Below are 16965 nucleotides of genomic sequence, written 5' to 3'. Positions count from 1 at the left end.
TTTAATTTTCCTGATTCAGTAGCAGTTTAATTTCTTTGATTTCTTCTTGAAGAGCAGTCGCGATTAGTTCCTGTTTAATAGCATCTGCGATCGCCTCCTCATCTAACGGTTCTACTTCCCGATTAACAATAGTTCGTTTATCCTCGGTTTCCGAAGAGTTATCAATCTCTAATTCTTCCTCTAATTCTAATTCAAACATCTCTCCATGTAAATACTTAGCCAGCTTTTGAATATTAAAATGTTCAGACAATGTTGTGACTGCAATAGAACAACCAAAACTTGTCTGTAACAAATCTCTAAGTTCAAGCATCATCGAATAGTCCATGCCCATGTCAAAGAATCCTAACTGTGAATCTGGACTTGGGGAGTCATGGAATCCTAATAATTGAGCAACTACACTTTGTAGGTAATTTGTTATTAGGTGTATGCGGTCTCTCTCTGGGGCTTTCTTAAGTTGTTGTAAAATCCCCGCTGGTTCTGAGGATTGAAGATTAATTAAGATGGTTAGCAGTTTAGGGAGCAAATTTTGCTCTTGTTCTGTGAGTTTTTCTGCGATCTTCAACTCCTGAGCTAACTGCTTTGGATTGACTTGATTCAGTAGGTTAACAATTAAGCTTGAGCTATTTTCCAGGATATCTTTTTGATGCCCATTTTCTCGATCTCCATTTTCAGAAGTTTCAAGCCAATAGCGTTGCCTCTGAAATGGATAGGTTGGTAATTCCAGTTGGCGACGAACATAATCTTTGTCGAACCCCGACCAATCGATTTTCATCTTGTTCACATACAACAATCCTAAACTTGAAAGCATCTGTTGCCAATCTTCTTGAGGCGGACATAATGAAGGCAACCAGATGCCTGCATCTTCAGGCAGACATTGACGACTCATTTCCAGGAGTATTGGCTTGGGTCCAATTTCCAAGAACAGTTTATATCCTGACTGATGCAGGGTTTGTATACTCTGAGCAAAATGCACGGTTTGCCGGACATGGTTGACCCAATATTCAGGGGTAGCAATTTCTGGTGTTGCCAGTTGTCCAGTGACGTTAGAAATTAGGGGGATCCGAGGCTGATTGTAGGTGATTTCTTTGGCTACGGCTTCAAACTCCGCTAGCATGGGTTCCATCAGAGGGGAGTGGAAGGCATGAGATACTTCGCCAATACTAGGCAACGGCTGCATTAGTCTTGCCCTTGTCGCAATCAGTTTCAATCCCTCTTCTAGGCTGAATACTCCTGCTACAGTTGCTGCCACATATTCACCTACACTGTGACCCATGACTGCTGATGGTTCTACGCCCCAGGATTTCCACAAATCAAACAGGGCATATTCTAGGGCAAATAATGCGGGTTGAGCGTAGACTGTTTCATTTAGAGGTGAGGTTTCCCCAACGGTTGGATACAAAACTTCTAACAGGGGCTTTTCCAAATAAGGACGTAGAATTTGGGCGCAATAGTCGAGGGTTTTTCGGAAGGTGGGCTGTGTTTCGTATAGTTGCCGTCCCATGTTGATGTATTGAGACCCTTGTCCAGTGAACAAGAAGGCGATTTTTTTTGGTTGATTGTTGAACAATCCGCTGGTTTCCTTTCCAGATGCTCCTGCTGCAAGTTTTTCAATTAATTGCTCTCTTGAGTCAACTACAACTGCTAGACGGTGGGCAAAATGCGATCGCCCTGTATTCGCCGTATAACAAATATCTGCAATTGATGCTTCTGGATGATTTATTAAGTAATTTTCATAACGACCCGCCAACTGTTGCAGTGCCTTTTCAGTTTTTGCTGATAAGGTCAGCAAATGCCAGGGACGTTTGATATCATCCTTAACAACTTGAGAAAATACAGCGGCTTCTTGCAAAATTACGTGAGAGTTAGTGCCGCCGAAACTAAACGAGCTGACGCCTGCTAAGCGTGGTTCTGTGCTGACATACCAAGACTGACGCTCAGTCGGAATGGCAAAGGGCGTCCCTGCCAAAGAAATATAGGGATTGAGTTGCTTCAGATGCAGGTGGGGCGGGATTTCTTGATGTTGCAAACACAGGACGACCTTAATCAAACCAGCAATTCCGGCTGCGGCTTCCAAATGACCGATATTAGTTTTGACCGAACCTATCCAACAAGGTTGATCGAGCGATCGCCCCTGACTCAGAACAGCTTTGAGAGATTTCATCTCGATTGGATCTCCCAAAGATGTACCCGTACCGTGGGCTTCCACATAGCTAATCTGGGCTGGTTGCACTTTGGCATTTGCTAAAGCTTGGCGGATGACTGCCTGTTGAGCAGGACCGTTGGGGGCGGTGAGTCCATTGCTCAGTCCATCTTGGTTTACTGCTGAGCCTCTGATAATTGCCAGTATCCTGTCTCCATCTTCAAGTGCATCAGCAAGACGCTTGAGAACAACTACACCACAACCTTCTCCCCGAACATATCCGTCTGCACTGGCATCAAAAGTTTTGCAGCGACCATCAGATGACATCATCCTGGCTTGGGAGAAGGCGATCGTTTGCTCTGGAGACACTATCAGGTTCACCCCGCCAACTAAGCAGAGGTTAGACTCCAGGTTCTGTAAGCTCTGACACGCGAGATGCACTGCCACTAAGGACCCTGAGCAGCCTGTATCTACTGCCATACTCGGACCTTGCAGATCCAGCAGGTAAGATATACGGTTCGCAGTAATCGAGAAGCTGGTTCCCGTGCCACTGTAGGCGTTGAGGTTGGATGAACGTTTGTATATCAACCTGTGATAGTCAGAGTTGCCGATTCCAATAAAAACACCAGTGGGGCTGCCTGCTAAGTTTTCTGGAACGATTGCGGCGTTTTCTAAAGCTTCCCAAGCTACTTCTAAAAGGAGTCTTTGCTGGGGGTCTAGGTAGTTGGCTTCCCGGGGCGAAATTTTGAAGAAGCCTGGATCGAATTGATCGATTTGTTCTAAAAATCCCCCCCAGCGAGTGTACATTTTGCTTGGTGTTGCTGGGTTGGGAGCGTAAAAATTATCAATATTCCATCGCTGTTGGGGAACTTGGGCGATCGCATCTACTCCTTTACACATCAGTTCCCAGAAAGCTTGCGGATTGCTCGCACCTGGAAAGCGACAACCAATGCCTACAATTGCTATAGATTCCATTTCATCTAATTCACTATGCCCAATCCATCTTGGAAAGTTCTGTTCCCCGGAATCGGGTTCTCAGACTTTCCGCCAAATCTAAAATCCCAAATGTCCAGCGACAATTTATACAACTGCTATCTCCCGGAACTCGTTGAATGCCTTGATGTTATTCTCAATTGCCTTACTAATCGAGCCACCTGCAGCCATGATTCGCATTTCCCGGTTTATCGGCCACAGGTAATCAAGGCTACTAGCAAGCCCAGACATTGTTTTTAGTGCGCGTTGATGATACTGGGTCTGTACGTGAAATCCTTGATGTTCGTGACACAAACACTTTTCCATCCAGTGCAGTGCTTCCTGTGCAGGCATATCAAATAGAGGAGAACGTAATATTCTGTAGTAAAGTGGCATCATTGACGATTCATGGACGAATGAACCGATTAAGCCACCAGGAAGCCCCCCTAAAAAGCCACGTTGCATCAAATAAAATACCAGATTCGCAATGACTTTCTCACTAACTGTTGGCTGAGGAAATTCCTTATACATATCCCTAGCAATTAGCTGTGAAGTTGTCATGTGGAAAGATTCATCTAAACAATGATAATAGGAAACCGCCGTGGGAATTGGAGTAAATTTTTCCTCTTTTTCTAACTCCTTAAAGTGCTGAAAGTAGTTATGTTCATAGTTTTTAAGTACCGTATTTGCCGCATACCGATAAGTATAATACTGGCAGGCTAAAAAAGGTGAACTACCCCAACAAAAGGCGAAAAACTGTAACAAAGGGCTAGGAATTGCCATACCAAGAGCACCTTTGCTGAGAGCGGTTAAAGGTTCTCTTTTTTCGTCTAAATCCTGCAAATATGAGGAATAGTGATAAGTTTGGCTTTTCAGCAAAGTTTTGCTCAAAAATCGCAAAGCATCGTATTGAAAATTTTGGGAAAAACTCTGCTGAAATTCCGAAATAAGTTTTTGGCTCCAGTTTTGATGCGAACTAGAATTTTTATTGAGTTTCAGACCCATTGTTCGTTTTCCTAACAGAGCTATTTTGGTCTTACTAAAAATGTGGTGAAAGGCATGAATATGACTTTTTTCTTGCTCAGCTTCGTGCTTCAAGTTTGAGCAAATCCCTTGATAGTCACCAATTTGAGAGAAAACACCTGCGGTGACTTGATTGTAATGTATGGTACTGGCTTCAGCCGCAGCTATATGGTCATAATGTCCAACCCAATACAAATGATTGAGAGCTAGTTTTTGTGATTCAGAAGCTGCTTCATAAAGTGGCGTACCATACAAAACTGACTGTTCCGGTTTACCCCAATAATGATCGTTGTTACTTGCATAATCAAAGCTTTTTTCTAGAGTTACTATTTTTTCTGTGTAATCAGATTCCAGGTTGTTGCGATAGTTAATTTCATTGACTTTGATATGTCTTTTTTCGAGCTTTGTGTAATCTTGCTTTCCGCTGTTAGGTGCTTGTGTGGTATCCATGATGCAGTTTTTATTTAATAGGGTGAATCGACTACTTCAGCTTTAAATCTGGCTGACATACTTAGCTAACTTTTCTAGGGTGGGGTAATCATAAATCAGGGTTGGTTCTAGAGTACGTCCTAGCCAAGTTTCTAAGTCAGCTACCATTGCCACTGACATTGAAGAATCTAAACCATATTCATCGAAGGTAACTTTCACATCAATTTCATCGCTAGTCACTTCCATAATTTCCGCTATGTAAGAAACTAACCATTTTTGAATTGCCTCGAATGATATTACTTTTTCGCTTTCTCCTATCTCTGTTTGCATTTGGTCAATTCGCTCCTTTTTGTTTTCAACTAGCTTTAATGCTAACAAAAATCACCTTCATCATAGCCTAAAATTCAGTTTAGGATGCATAAAATTGGTTAATTTTATCCTCTTTGACACTTGGCTGGTTAACCAAGACATCTAAAGTTCCCGCTAAAAATTTTGCCCGACAAGCACTCCGCTGAATTTTGCCGCTAGAAGTCTTAGGAATACTCCCTGTCTTAATTAGTGCTATTTTGTAAACGTGCAACTCGTGTTGCTGGACGACAGCCTTACGGATAGCTCTCTCGACCATTTCCACATCCAAATTTCGCAGCCAAGTGCGCTCTACTTCCTGAACGACGACTAGCCGTTCTTCACCCTTAACCTCCACTGTAAAAGCTGCTCCACAACTAGGGCGCAATGCTGGATGGCTTTGTTCCACTACAGCTTCAATGTCTTGAGGATAGTGGTTTTGACCCCGAATGATGATGACATCTTTAAGTCTTCCTGTGATGAACAATTCTCCATCTTTGATGAATCCCAAATCTCCCGTCCGCAGAAAAGGCCCTTCTTTGGTATCTGCTATATAAGCCCCAAAAGTTTGCTTTGTTTCCTTTGTTCGCTGCCAATATCCTTGGGCGACGCTAGGTCCAGAAATCCAAATTTCTCCAACTTCTCCTGGCGAACATTGAGTTAATGATTCGGGAGCAACGATTTGGACTTTGGTATCAATTCCAGGCTTTCCGTTACCGACGAACGTCTTTACTTTCTCTTCGCTTTTGCCTTCTATTACCTGATTCTGTGCCAGTGCTTCTACCTGAACGCTGTAGAAACTCGGCAGTTCTTTGTTTCGCACCGCCGCCACTGCTAAGGTAGCTTCAGCTAAACCGTAGCCCGGACAAAAAGTGGCTAGAGCGAAACCACAAGGTTTGAAGGCTTCAGTAAATTTATTAATAGTGTCGGCTCGGATTGGCTCTGCACCGTTTATAGTCATCTGCCAGCTACTTAAATCCAGGCTGGCACGTTCTTCGGGAGTTGTCTTGCGGACACAAAGATCGTAGGCAAAATTAGGCGCAGCGCTATGAGTTGCTTGATATTTTGATATTGCCCCAAGCCAAACCAGCGGTTTTTGCATGAAGGATGCCGGAGCCATCAGGTAACAGGGAAACCCATGATACAAGGGCTGGAGAATTCCATAGATTAGCCCCATGTCATGGAAAGTAGGAAGCCACGTTACCATGACGCTTTCTGAGCTAAACTCCCATAACTGGTGCATGTACTCTGAATTGCACATCAGGTTGCCATGACTCACCATCACACCCTTTGGCGTTCCCGTAGAACCAGAAGTGTACTGGAGAAAAGCAAGAGTGTCCTTATCTGCTTGCACTTGTTGCCAGTTTGAAGCTTGATCAATAGGAATACTATCGGTAGCCAACAATACCATATCGGCAAACTCTGGCTCTTGGGCAAATTGACTTTGGATCTGGGCGAGAGTAGAGCTAACAGTCAGTGCTATTGTTGTTTGAGCATCTAATGCGATCGCCCGCAATCTATCTATACTTTGGTTGCGCTTGGGTGGATAAATTGGAACAGCTACAATACCCGCATACAGACAGCCGAAGAAAGCAGCAATGAAGTCTAGTCCTGGTGGATACAATAGCAGAACCCTTTCCCCAGAAGCTTTTAGAGACTGAAGACTCGATGCGATCGCCCTCGCTTTTTGGTCTAATTCTCGATAACTCAGGCTGACTTCTTCTATTTCTCCATTTTGTAGAAAGGTATAAGCCCTTTTATCTGGCTGATTTTGCGCTCTATAGCTCAGTAGGTCTACCATACTTAGAAATTTGTCGATATGATTTTGAGAATCAGTCAAATTCAAACTCCTATCACCATCAATACTGCATCAATACTTACAGTTTTATTCCCAATTCAGTCTTTGCAGCTAAATAATAGCAGAGCTTTCCTCTACGTTCACCCCCCTTACATAACTATCTTTATTTACCTCTATCTAAATTGTATAGAGTAATTTTCTAGCTCTGGCAATTCAATAGTCAAATTCTGATTTTGGCTATTTAATTGGATTAATTTTCCCCTCCTCGTTCACAGCTTTCATCATAATCACCCATCTGCTCTTTTGACAATAGCAAGTTAACATCAGCTTAACTGGTGAAACTTGGTTTTATCTTGAGTACTTTCACTCCAATCCAATCTTATCCCACATTTATACTGTGGGATCAAAAAATCTATGTTCACAAATTTGACGTTGAATCTTGCCACTATATCTCTTGGGAATACTGCCTGGTCTAATCAAAACTGTGGCATTCACTTGCACCCGTGATTATTTGCCACTGTCTGTGATATTTTTCACGACCTGGTTAATATTCAACCGCCTCAAATAGGTGAGTTCTACCTATTATGACTAATCGTTGTTGTCCCTCATGTTCTACCGTGAAGGCTACCCCACAATCAAGTCCCTGTGGTGAATGACTCTTTTGAACAGTTAACTCAATATCCTGGGGATAATGATTTTCTCCTGGGATTTCCGCCTGGACACTGGGTTAATGATTCAGAATCGACAATGGCGAAGATGATTTTGATCGGCAGCCAAATTCAAACTCCTATCCTCATCAATACATGACAGTTTTATTCCCTATTGGGCCGGTGCAGGTAAATAATAGCAGAGCTAGCCTCGACGATCAACACACTTACATAACTATTGTTATTTACCTTACCCTAAACTGTATATCATAATTTTTTGGTTCTGGCAAGTCCCTTTGCTCTCCAAGTTTCGCGAGCAGCCAGAAATAGTCGTGTTGCGGGTATTGTGTTCTGTAGCGCTCGTTACCATTACAGTACTTACGCAGATAGTCCCGGTTTCTACGAAAAATAGTTGGTTTGAGAAAGAGAAATCAAGGTCGAAACCGGGTTTCTGGCAACGCCCTTGCGTAAGTCCTGCATTATTGATTGGGATCTCAGCGCTCAAGCCGACCAGCGACCCATTATACACCCACTCGTCGCTCCCTCGATACCCGCACCCAAGTTGGGACAAAACGAGTAATCCAGGACTGACGCAAAGAAACAAAGGGCAATCCGAGAAATCGTTGGTTTAGCAGTTATAGGCTTAAGTCCTGTATTCGTCAACTTTACCACAGTTGGGGACTGTCAAGCTGGGTGGTAAGGGTACATCGATCCGCATGGATACGCCAGAATTTATCGCCGCCGTTGGGTCAATTACCAGTAAACCCCTCAAACACCGCCTGGGTTTGTTGCTAGAAAATAAGATTTCTTGCTGTGGTCTGCGAAAAAGCCAAAACCCAGGTTTCTCAGTTGAAACAATTGGATGATATATAATAAATTTTTAAGCATTTTAGGCTGTGGAAAAAACTGGTTTTATACTGAAAAAACCGGAAAATTTATTTTTAGCGCTCGCTCTCACATTCGGCATTTTATTCACCCTAATTATTGCTGCGTTTCATGCCGAATCAGAGCCGCAACATTACTATCGTTCTTACCAAATATCCGAAGTCAAACTCATAGCAGATAAAAAAATAGTAGACTGCTACGGACAACAATTTGAAACCTATCTCCCGTCAACAACTTGCGTGGGGGGAATGTTGCCAAAAAGTCTTCTAACAACTGCTAAAATAACCGAGGGTATTGCATCTCGCAAAAATCCCAAAAGAAAGCAAAATATCAAAACTATTATTGGTTTACTCAATTTACCCCTTGACAGCAACAATCGAGTTTTTCTCCGCTTTCCCAATATCTCGCTATTTTTTCCAATCACCCATTTGCCACAAGCTTTTGGCATGGCAATTGGCAGGTTATTTAACGTTTCTCCCCTTGTCCTTCTCTACGTGGGTAGGATTTGCAATTTATTAGTTTGGGTGCTGCTTGTTTATCTGGCTATTAAAATTATACCATTTTACAAATGGCTGTTAATTTTACTCGCTTTCACTCCCATGTCGATTTTTCAAGCATCTTCGCTTTCGGGAGATGCGCTAACCAATGGGTTATCTTTTTTGTTAATATCAGTTATTCTGACAACTGCTTTTGCCGGGGAAAAGGCAATAACAAAATATGAGATATTTATCCTAGCTTTACTCTCGCTGTTGCTGTCGCTTTGCAAATTAGCTTATTGTCCAATTCTGTTTTTACTTTGGGTCATACCCGTGCCAAGATTCCGCAGCAAGAAACAGTATTTTTTGACGCTATCGGTAATCATTTTATTCAGTTTAGCGGCGGTTCTATCTTGGTTAGTTCTCACCCGAGATTTAAACGTTCCCCTCCGGTTAGATACACCGAACCTTACTACAGAACAACGGTTGAATTATCTAGCTAGTCAACCGGGGAAATTGTTAGTTTTGCTCGGAAATACCCTTCGCGTTCATGGGTTGACTTATCTGGAGCAATACCTTGGTGGAATGGGATGGGGAGAAACAAAAATGCCCATCTGGCATATAGTATCTTACGGCTTTGTTTTAGTGAGTGTCGCCCTATGCAGTCACGAAAAAGATATCGTGGTTTCTGTCAGACAAAAAGCGATTAGCTTGAGCATTGCAGTCACCAATATTGCTTTAATTTTTACCTTACTTTATATTACCTGGAATGACTTGGATTCTGATGTAATCCAGGGATTTCAAGCCCGATATTTTATCCCCATCTCACCGCTGCTGTTTTTATTGTTATATAATCAAAAGATTAAGCTGAATTTCAAAAAATGTGAGTATGCGCTCGCTTACTATCTCCTGTTCTGCCAAACTCTGACACTTGCGGTACTATTAAAGAGGTATTGGTTGTAATAAATATTTACATATGCGCCTAGAACCGATTGAACGTAGCAAGTTAGACCCCACGAATGATGCGGAATTTTATTCTTTTCCCCGCTTCGTTACCCACGTGGATGAAGGGTTCATCGACCAGCTAACTAATTTATACCGCGATCGCCTCAAACCAAAAACCCGAATCTTCGATATGATGAGCAGTTGGGTGTCTCATCTCCCCGAAGAGATGAAATTTGACCATGTGGAAGGTCACGGAATGAACGCGGAAGAATTGGCGAAAAATCCGCGTTTGAACGATTATTTTGTCCAGGATTTGAATCAAAATCCTAAATTACCGCTTCCAGACCGAGATTTTGACGCCGTTCTCAACTGCGTTTCTGTGCAATACTTGCAATATCCAGAAGCAATTTTTAGCGAAATTCACCGCATCCTCAAACCCGGTGGTGTCGCTATTACTAGCTTTTCTAACCGCATGTTTTACCAAAAAGCAATTCAAGCGTGGCGGGATGGAACCGAACTCAGTCGAGTTGAATTGGTTAAAAGCTACTTTCAATCTGTGCCTGGATTTACCATACCAGAAGTAGTTGCCAAACGTTCGGGCGCCCCCAGTATTATGCAATGGTTAGGCGCTGGTGGTGGCGATCCTTTCTACGCAGTCATAGCATATCGCGCTCAAGTATAAAAAGATATTGATGCAGCAACCGGGTTTTTGGTAGAAACCCGGTTTTTTGGTTTTTTGCGCTCGCAACACGCACCCATCAAAACCACACGATGGGGTATAATACCCCCAACATTTCCAAATGTTATGTGGTGTGATGGAACCGATATATATTTTAGGTGCAGGCCCAGCTGGTCTTGCTGCTGCCTATGCCTTGACCAAGCAAGGTGTACCCGTGGTAGTCGTCGAAAGAGATGCTAAAGTTGGTGGATTAGCTAAAAGTATCGAGTATAAAGGCTTTATTCTCGACTTTGGTCCCCACCGTTTCTACACGAAATTGGCACCCGTCCTCAAACTTTGGGACGAAGTGTTAGGAAAGGAACAAGTCACCGTTAACCGCCTGACGCGAATTTATTACGGCAGGAAATACTTTAGCTATCCGATCAAAGCAGTTGAAACTTTAGTGGCGCTAGGTCTTTTTGAAAGCACTCGAATAGTTTTTTCTTACTTGCAATCTCGATTATTCCCCAAACGCGACCCCAAAAACTTTGCCGAATGGGTGACGGCGAAATTTGGCAAGCGACTCTACGAGATTTTCTTTGAGGGATATACAGAAAAGCTGTGGGGAATTCCCTGTACCGAAATCAGTGCAGATTGGGCATCCCAGCGCATTAAAGGTTTGTCTCTCTCAAAAGCCATCCGCAACGCACTTTTAGGCAACGATGGCAAAACCAAAACCCTGATTGACCAATTTCAGTTTCCCCGCTTAGGATCGGGGCAACTATACGAAAAGATCGGCGATTACTTAGGCAGCAACAATCAACCAATTCTTTTAAATACAGAAGTTGTAAAGCTGCATCACGAGAATTTCAAAGTCAGCAAAATAACTTTAAGAAACCGTCAAACTGGCATTGAAGAAACCGTTAGCTGTAGTGGGGTGATTTCTTCTATTCCCATTACCCTATTACTCGATCAAATTACTTATACACCCCCGCAGCGAATTCTAGATTTTGCCAAATCCCTAAAATTTAGAAATACGATTTTAACTTACTTGATTGTAGAAAGCGATCGCCTGTTCCCCGATAACTGGCTTTATATTAACGAGCCTAACGTCCAGCTGGGAAGGGTAACCAATTTTGCCAATTGGTCGCCAGACATGCTGCCAAACGATCGCCAAACGCCGCTTTGTTGCGAGTACTGGGCTAATTTTGACGAACCCCTCTGGCAAGCGCCTGACGACGAACTGTTAATGCAGGCAGAAAAAGACTTGAGAAAAATTAAGTTGCTGCACGATGAAAAAATCTCTGGGGGATTTGTCGTGCGCTTACCGCGTACCTACCCCATTTATGCAGGCAACTACAAAACCGCTTTAGCCGAAATTCAATCATATCTCCAGCAGTTTCAAAATTTGCAACTGGTGGGTCGCTACGGTGCTTTTAAATACAACAACCAAGACCACAGTTTGTTGATGGGAATTTTAGCGGCTGAAAATGTCATAACGCCAGGTAAGCATGACCTTTGGTCGGTTAATTCCGATAGCGAGTATGTGGAAGAAGCTAAAGCAAATGTCGCCACGACTGCTGCTAAAAACACTCGCACCTCACGACGGCAGCAAGTTATCCAAGTTTTACAACAATTTGGAGGATATCTGTTTACAGGTGGCACTGCGACTATCATCGACGTGCTGGTTTTTTCCATCCTAACTAAGTCAGGTTTGTGGTACGTCTCGGCACTCTGCATCAGCTATTTTCTGGGTTTAACAACTAATTTCTGGCTGAGTCGGCGCTTTGTCTTTGGCGTTTATTGGCATAACTGGTTAACTCAATACGCCGTCTTTGCTACGGTTGCTCTCAATAGCTTACTGGCAAATTTAGGACTGCTACAACTTTTAATGAACGATTTATCTTGGGATGCTACGACTTCCCGCCTGATCAGTGCTGCTTGTGTTGCGCTTCTCAGCTTCACAGGACACAAGTTGTATTCTTTTGCATCCAACAATGTAGTTTCTAATCAGAAACCATGAGCGATCGCTCATAACAAAGGTTGAAAATCCCTCTTTTCCTAATCCCAGCGCCCCTAGCCCCTATTTTCAGTTGAGCCTCAATGAAAATCAAGATTCATCCCCCCGAAAAACTTATTGTTTGCGAGATGGCATTGATCAGCTTGTTATGGTTTATCAGTTTAATCGTCACAACCCCTCTATTCATCTTCAGCGACAGACCCATGAGCGGTCGCTTTGAAGGAATAGCTGCCCACACGCTTGTAAGTCTTAAAGCTTTTGAAGAGTGGGGCTTTTGGAAAGTTTTGGGGGCTTCTCTTCTTTTTCCAAAAACCTACGAATTTAGCGATATAGACATAACTTCTTTAACCAAACCAGAAGTTTATCTCAGTTATCCAAGTTTATGGCTATATTTACCCTATATTATTTTAAAGTTGCTAAATGCTTTAGATTTAAATGTCATCGTGTCTCCCCAATATTTGCAGTTTTACAGCTTGGTAATTAATCGACTAATTTGTGGGATTGTCGTTTACTATTTGTTGAGTGAAATCACCAAAATATACGCAGAAAAAAGTTTAACAGATACCCAAAAGAGGAGCGTTGCATTTTTAGGCTTGGTAGGGTGGATGTTTACTCCACCTGTGCTATATTGGACACAAAACGTTTATTTCACTGACCAAGCAGTTTTATTGCCAATATACATTACATCATGGATTTCTCTGAAATGCATATTTAAATTTGAAACCTTATCTAGAAGGTTGAAATTTTTACTATTTGTCGCATCTCTTGGGGCTTGCGGTTTTGACTGGTATGGATGGGTAGCCGTTGCAGTTATTATCAGTCTTTCCCTGGTAGAAAAATTAAGAGAAAAAGGAAATAAGTCGTTGTTTTCGATAACTTTTTTAAAGCAATACTTAAAATCAGTTAAGTTTATAATATGGGGGACGTTAATAGCTGCATTCACTTTTATCGGGCAGTTACTTTATTACAAAAATGGCATAATTCAACTTGTAGCTACCTATAATCTTAGATTGTCAAGTGGGGACGATACGGGTAACGAAATCACGCTAAAAGATTTTGCTGTGAGAATATTTCAGCACTGGATTCCTTATTTTCCTAAAGCATTTCAAAAATTTTTGTGTGATTATACTTTAAGTTTTAAAGATATAGCAAAAAGTAATTTATCCATGCAATTTGTAACAGGTGCGTTTATAAGTTTGTTGTTAATCTCTCTATACCTCCTCTATAAACTAAGCGAAAATAGAAGAATTGCACTGTATGCCTACATCCTGGTACTTGGAGTGCCATTACTCCAAATTTTTATTTTAAAGCAGCACTCCTATATGCATGATTTTTCTTCGTTTAAAATGGGGTTACCTATTGTTTTTAGCTTACTGTTAGTGCCAGTATTGCTTTTGAGCAAACTGTTAAAAATTAACGATTTCAATTGGAAACTCCGTGTTGTAAACACATTGATTCCACTTGCTGTTGGATCGTTATGTATAGCAATCATTATCAGCAGTAGAAGTGGAGCGATAGATTATGCATCTATAGGTGGACACAAAGCACACGGTCAAGATGTGGCATTTCTAGTATCTAAAAATTTTGCAGCCGATGATTTACTCATAGCAGATTCACCTGAGCTGATTGTAGGAGCCTATCCCCCAGATAGGCTCTGGTATACTAAAAGGTTTATATATGCTCCTGAGCAAGTGAAAAATTTACAGCGTCGAGTCACCCTAGAAAAACTTAAGAGTATGAAGCCTATTTTTCTAACTTTTAAAGACACAGCATCAAAGAGTATTGTTAATTCAATTTGTCAGAATCAGTGGATTGATTTACAACAAAATGTAGGCGGTCGTATAGTGGTTGCTTGCAGCGAGGCAAAAATCAGTCGCTTGCTGGAACAGTGAGCGCTTGGATTTGAACCGAATTCTCAAACTAATACAATTACAAAAATTAAATGGAAATAAAATAAGGCTAAAAATTAACACTCTTCGTGGTAGCTTGGTGAACTGGCTTTTTCCCTATGCTATTTTGCAATCATTTATGACAGCCGCTGCTAAACAACTAAACAGAGTTAATCCCCTTGTGTGGGTATTGTTAATTGCTTTTTCAATTAGATTGCTGCTGCCGCTCATCGCATTTATATTTACGAAAGAATTAGCTATATTCTATGGTGGAGACACCGCTTCATATCTAGTACCAGCAAAGGAATTACTTCGTTCTGGTCGATACATGACTGGAGGGTTTCCGGAGATATTTCGCGCGCCTGGGTATTCGCTGCTATTAATTCCTGGTATTATTTCAAACCGGCTAGAATTAGTGATGGTGGCGCTGCAAATTGGTTTCAGTTGTTTGACCGTTTATTTAGTTTTTAAACTCGCTCTGCTTGTATTTAACAATAATAAAATTGCCATAATTTGTGCTTGGCTTTATGCGCTAGAACCGCTTTCTATTGTATATGCAGGAAAGATTTTAACCGAGACGGCGTTTACAACTTTTTTGATGGCATTTTTATATTATTTTTTAGTTTATTTAAACAAGCGATCGCTTATCTCATTGCTAGCAGCGGCAGTCATGCTAGTCGCTGCTACCTATGTTAGACCGATCGCTTATTACTTACCTTTTCTGTTTACATTGATTCTGGTTGTATTTGCGATCGCTAAGTTTCCCAATAAAAAAACTATCCTAATTCATGCCTTGATTTTCTTCTCGATATCTATGGGTTCTATGTATCTGTGGAATATCAGAAATAAAATTGTTGCTGGTTATTCAGGGTTCTCATCTGTCACCGAAGTTAACTTATATTATTGGCACGCAGCGGCTGTACTAACTGCAAAACCAGGAACGAATTTCCACGGTCAACAAGCAATGTTGCGCGAACAATTACAAAAAGCATTACCACCAGAAGCTTTTCAGGGTAAAAATATAGCTCATATCTGTGCTTGTGCGCCCGATTACGGTTCCCCCATCGTCCTCAAATATATGCGCGAAGAGGCGAAAAAGATTATTTTTTCTCATCCTTTCAGTTACTTAAAACTGCGGTTAAATGGAATGGTAAATATTCTGTTTAACTCGACGCCTTGGCCTTATTTAACTCTAATGAATTACTACAAAATAGGCGGATTTACTCAAATAGCAAATGCCTATGAAACCGAATTTTTTAGGAATGGTTGGCTAGCAGGAATGTCTTATTACTTAAATAAAACACCTGCAACAGTGAGGATAACTTGGTTAATTTTACAAGTTAATTTGTTAATTTACTGGTGTTTGACCTTGATTGCATTGCCATCAAAGTTTTTTATCAAAAACACTCCCGCCTTGATTCTGATAACTTTAGCTTCCTACTTTGTAATCATAACGGGTGGCCCAGAAGGCGGTAGCAGCCGTTATAGACACCCGATTATGCCGATTATTTGTATTGTGGCTGGATATGGGTTGTATTTTATTCTGGAAAAGTTTAAGGAGAAATTTAATCGGGAAACTAGATAAGTTTCTATATGTAGGGTGCGTTAGCGATAGCGTAACGCACCATCACACCATATTTAGTGTTGTTGCGTAAGTCCTGTTTGGATTATATTTGGGCTAAGATTGCTTGCGCTTGGGTACAAAGTGTTTGGTGACAGTGACCGTTGCTGGCGATTAAACAACCCCACTGATGCACGTCGCCTTGGTTGTATTTTAAAGGTGTGCCATCGGGGTGCGTGAATTGTCCGCCTGCTTCGGTTAAAATTAATTCCGGTGCTGCCATATCCCAATCTTTGGGGGCAGATTTGCCGGAAAGGGAAATATAAATGTCGGCATTTTGTTCGATGATGGTGGCAATTTTACAACCGACGCTGCCGACATATTTTTGATTTTTGCAGGGGAGGTTTTGCAATAGTTTGTTGAAGCGTTCGTCCCGGTGGGTGCGACTGACGACGAGGGAAAGTTCTTCGATTGCATTGCGGGAGGATACTTGCAATGGCGTTACTTTACCGTCGCGGGTTTCTACAAATGTCCCGCCGCCTTTGGTGGCATAATATAATTTCTCGGCTTCGGGCCATGCAACGACTGCTAAAATGGGGCGTCCTGCTTCTACTAATGCAATGTGAATGGCGTATTCTCCGGTTTTATCGATGAAGTCTCGCGTGCCATCTAAAGGATCGATTATCCAAACAAATGGTTGTGTTAATTGTGCGTCCTGGGATTTATGGGTTTCTTCGCTGAGATAGCCAAATTCTTGCGTGCCAAAACAGGCTTGCAGGTTGTCTAAAATATAATGGTTGGCGGCTACATCTGCGGCTGTTACTGGGCCATCTTTTTTATCTTGAATTTCCAGGTTGCTGGTGTCGGGTTCGCCGCGATAATAAGAACGGAGGATATCTGCGGCACCCCATGCTGTTTGGCGAGCGATCGCAAGTATTTCTTCTAACCCTTCGTATAGGTTTTGTCCCAAAGATTTTAATTCTGTCACTTTACTATCCTTTGTTAGTTTTAGGTTACTTCGATTATTTTATTGGAGTTTTGAACCGCCAAGACGCCAAGAACGCCAACAGAGAACCAGAGGTTTAAGTCAATTTCAACCGCCAAGACGCCAAGAACGCCAACAGAGAACCAGAGGTTTAAGTCAATTTCAACCGCCAAGACGCCAAGAACGCCAACA

At 42.0% G+C, this 16965-nt stretch carries 11 protein-coding genes; 6 read left to right on the top strand and 5 right to left on the bottom strand.

All coding sequences use genetic code 11. The features are described from left to right. Position 1: 1 nt before the first annotated feature. From ACE1CM_RS14975 to ACE1CM_RS14960, 4 genes are all read right to left on the bottom strand, one after another. Entirely contained in the window at positions 2–3115 is a 3114-nt protein-coding gene (locus ACE1CM_RS14975) for a beta-ketoacyl synthase N-terminal-like domain-containing protein (protein WP_374878311.1), read from the bottom strand. A 105-nt stretch (positions 3116–3220) separates the two neighbouring features. Continuing rightward, positions 3221–4585, bottom strand: coding sequence for a hypothetical protein (locus tag ACE1CM_RS14970; RefSeq protein ID WP_374878310.1), 1365 nt, complete (start codon positions 4583–4585; stop codon positions 3221–3223). Between the two features lie 42 nt (positions 4586–4627). Then, complete coding sequence (locus tag ACE1CM_RS14965; RefSeq protein WP_374878309.1) at positions 4628–4894, bottom strand: acyl carrier protein; 267 nt, start codon at positions 4892–4894, stop codon at positions 4628–4630. Positions 4895–4973: 79 nt separating this feature from the next. Continuing rightward, positions 4974–6710 (bottom strand): fatty acyl-AMP ligase, encoded by a 1737-nt coding sequence (locus ACE1CM_RS14960; protein WP_374878308.1) that lies wholly within the window; start codon positions 6708–6710, stop codon positions 4974–4976. A gap of 645 nt (positions 6711–7355) precedes the next feature. On the opposite strand from ACE1CM_RS14960, the gene ACE1CM_RS14955 reads away from it, so the two are divergent. The 6 genes from ACE1CM_RS14955 (at position 7356) to ACE1CM_RS14930 (ending at position 15812) form a co-directional block, all read left to right on the top strand. Beyond that, positions 7356–7514 carry a hypothetical protein gene (locus ACE1CM_RS14955; protein WP_374878307.1) on the top strand — a complete coding sequence of 53 codons (159 nt, stop codon included), beginning with the start codon at positions 7356–7358 and terminating at the stop codon, positions 7512–7514. A gap of 736 nt (positions 7515–8250) precedes the next feature. Next, entirely contained in the window at positions 8251–9678 is a 1428-nt protein-coding gene (locus ACE1CM_RS14950; protein WP_374878306.1) for a DUF2142 domain-containing protein, read from the top strand. Positions 9679–9691: 13 nt separating this feature from the next. Then, positions 9692–10342 (top strand): class I SAM-dependent methyltransferase, encoded by a 651-nt coding sequence (locus ACE1CM_RS14945; RefSeq protein WP_374878305.1) that lies wholly within the window; start codon positions 9692–9694, stop codon positions 10340–10342. Positions 10343–10475: 133 nt separating this feature from the next. Beyond that, entirely contained in the window at positions 10476–12341 is a 1866-nt protein-coding gene (locus ACE1CM_RS14940) for a GtrA family protein (protein WP_374878304.1), read from the top strand. Positions 12342–12421: 80 nt separating this feature from the next. Next, positions 12422–14230 (top strand): hypothetical protein, encoded by a 1809-nt coding sequence (locus ACE1CM_RS14935; RefSeq protein WP_374878303.1) that lies wholly within the window; start codon positions 12422–12424, stop codon positions 14228–14230. A 136-nt stretch (positions 14231–14366) separates the two neighbouring features. Beyond that, positions 14367–15812, top strand: a complete 1446-nt coding sequence (locus ACE1CM_RS14930; protein ID WP_374878302.1) for a hypothetical protein — start codon at positions 14367–14369, stop codon at positions 15810–15812. 82 nt (positions 15813–15894) lie between these two features. Here ACE1CM_RS14930 and ACE1CM_RS14925 read toward each other — a convergent pair whose 3' ends face one another. Further along, a complete protein-coding gene (locus tag ACE1CM_RS14925; RefSeq protein ID WP_374878301.1) occupies positions 15895–16776 on the bottom strand; it encodes a 3'(2'),5'-bisphosphate nucleotidase CysQ in 882 nt (293 codons plus the stop codon). Positions 16777–16965 lie beyond the last annotated feature (189 nt).

The sequence above is a fragment of the Microseira sp. BLCC-F43 genome, assembly GCF_041929235.1.
GTDB lineage: Bacteria > Cyanobacteriota > Cyanobacteriia > Cyanobacteriales > Aerosakkonemataceae > Microseira.
Note: the sequence above shows the minus strand (reverse complement) of the source record. Positions and strands in the feature narration are given on the sequence as shown.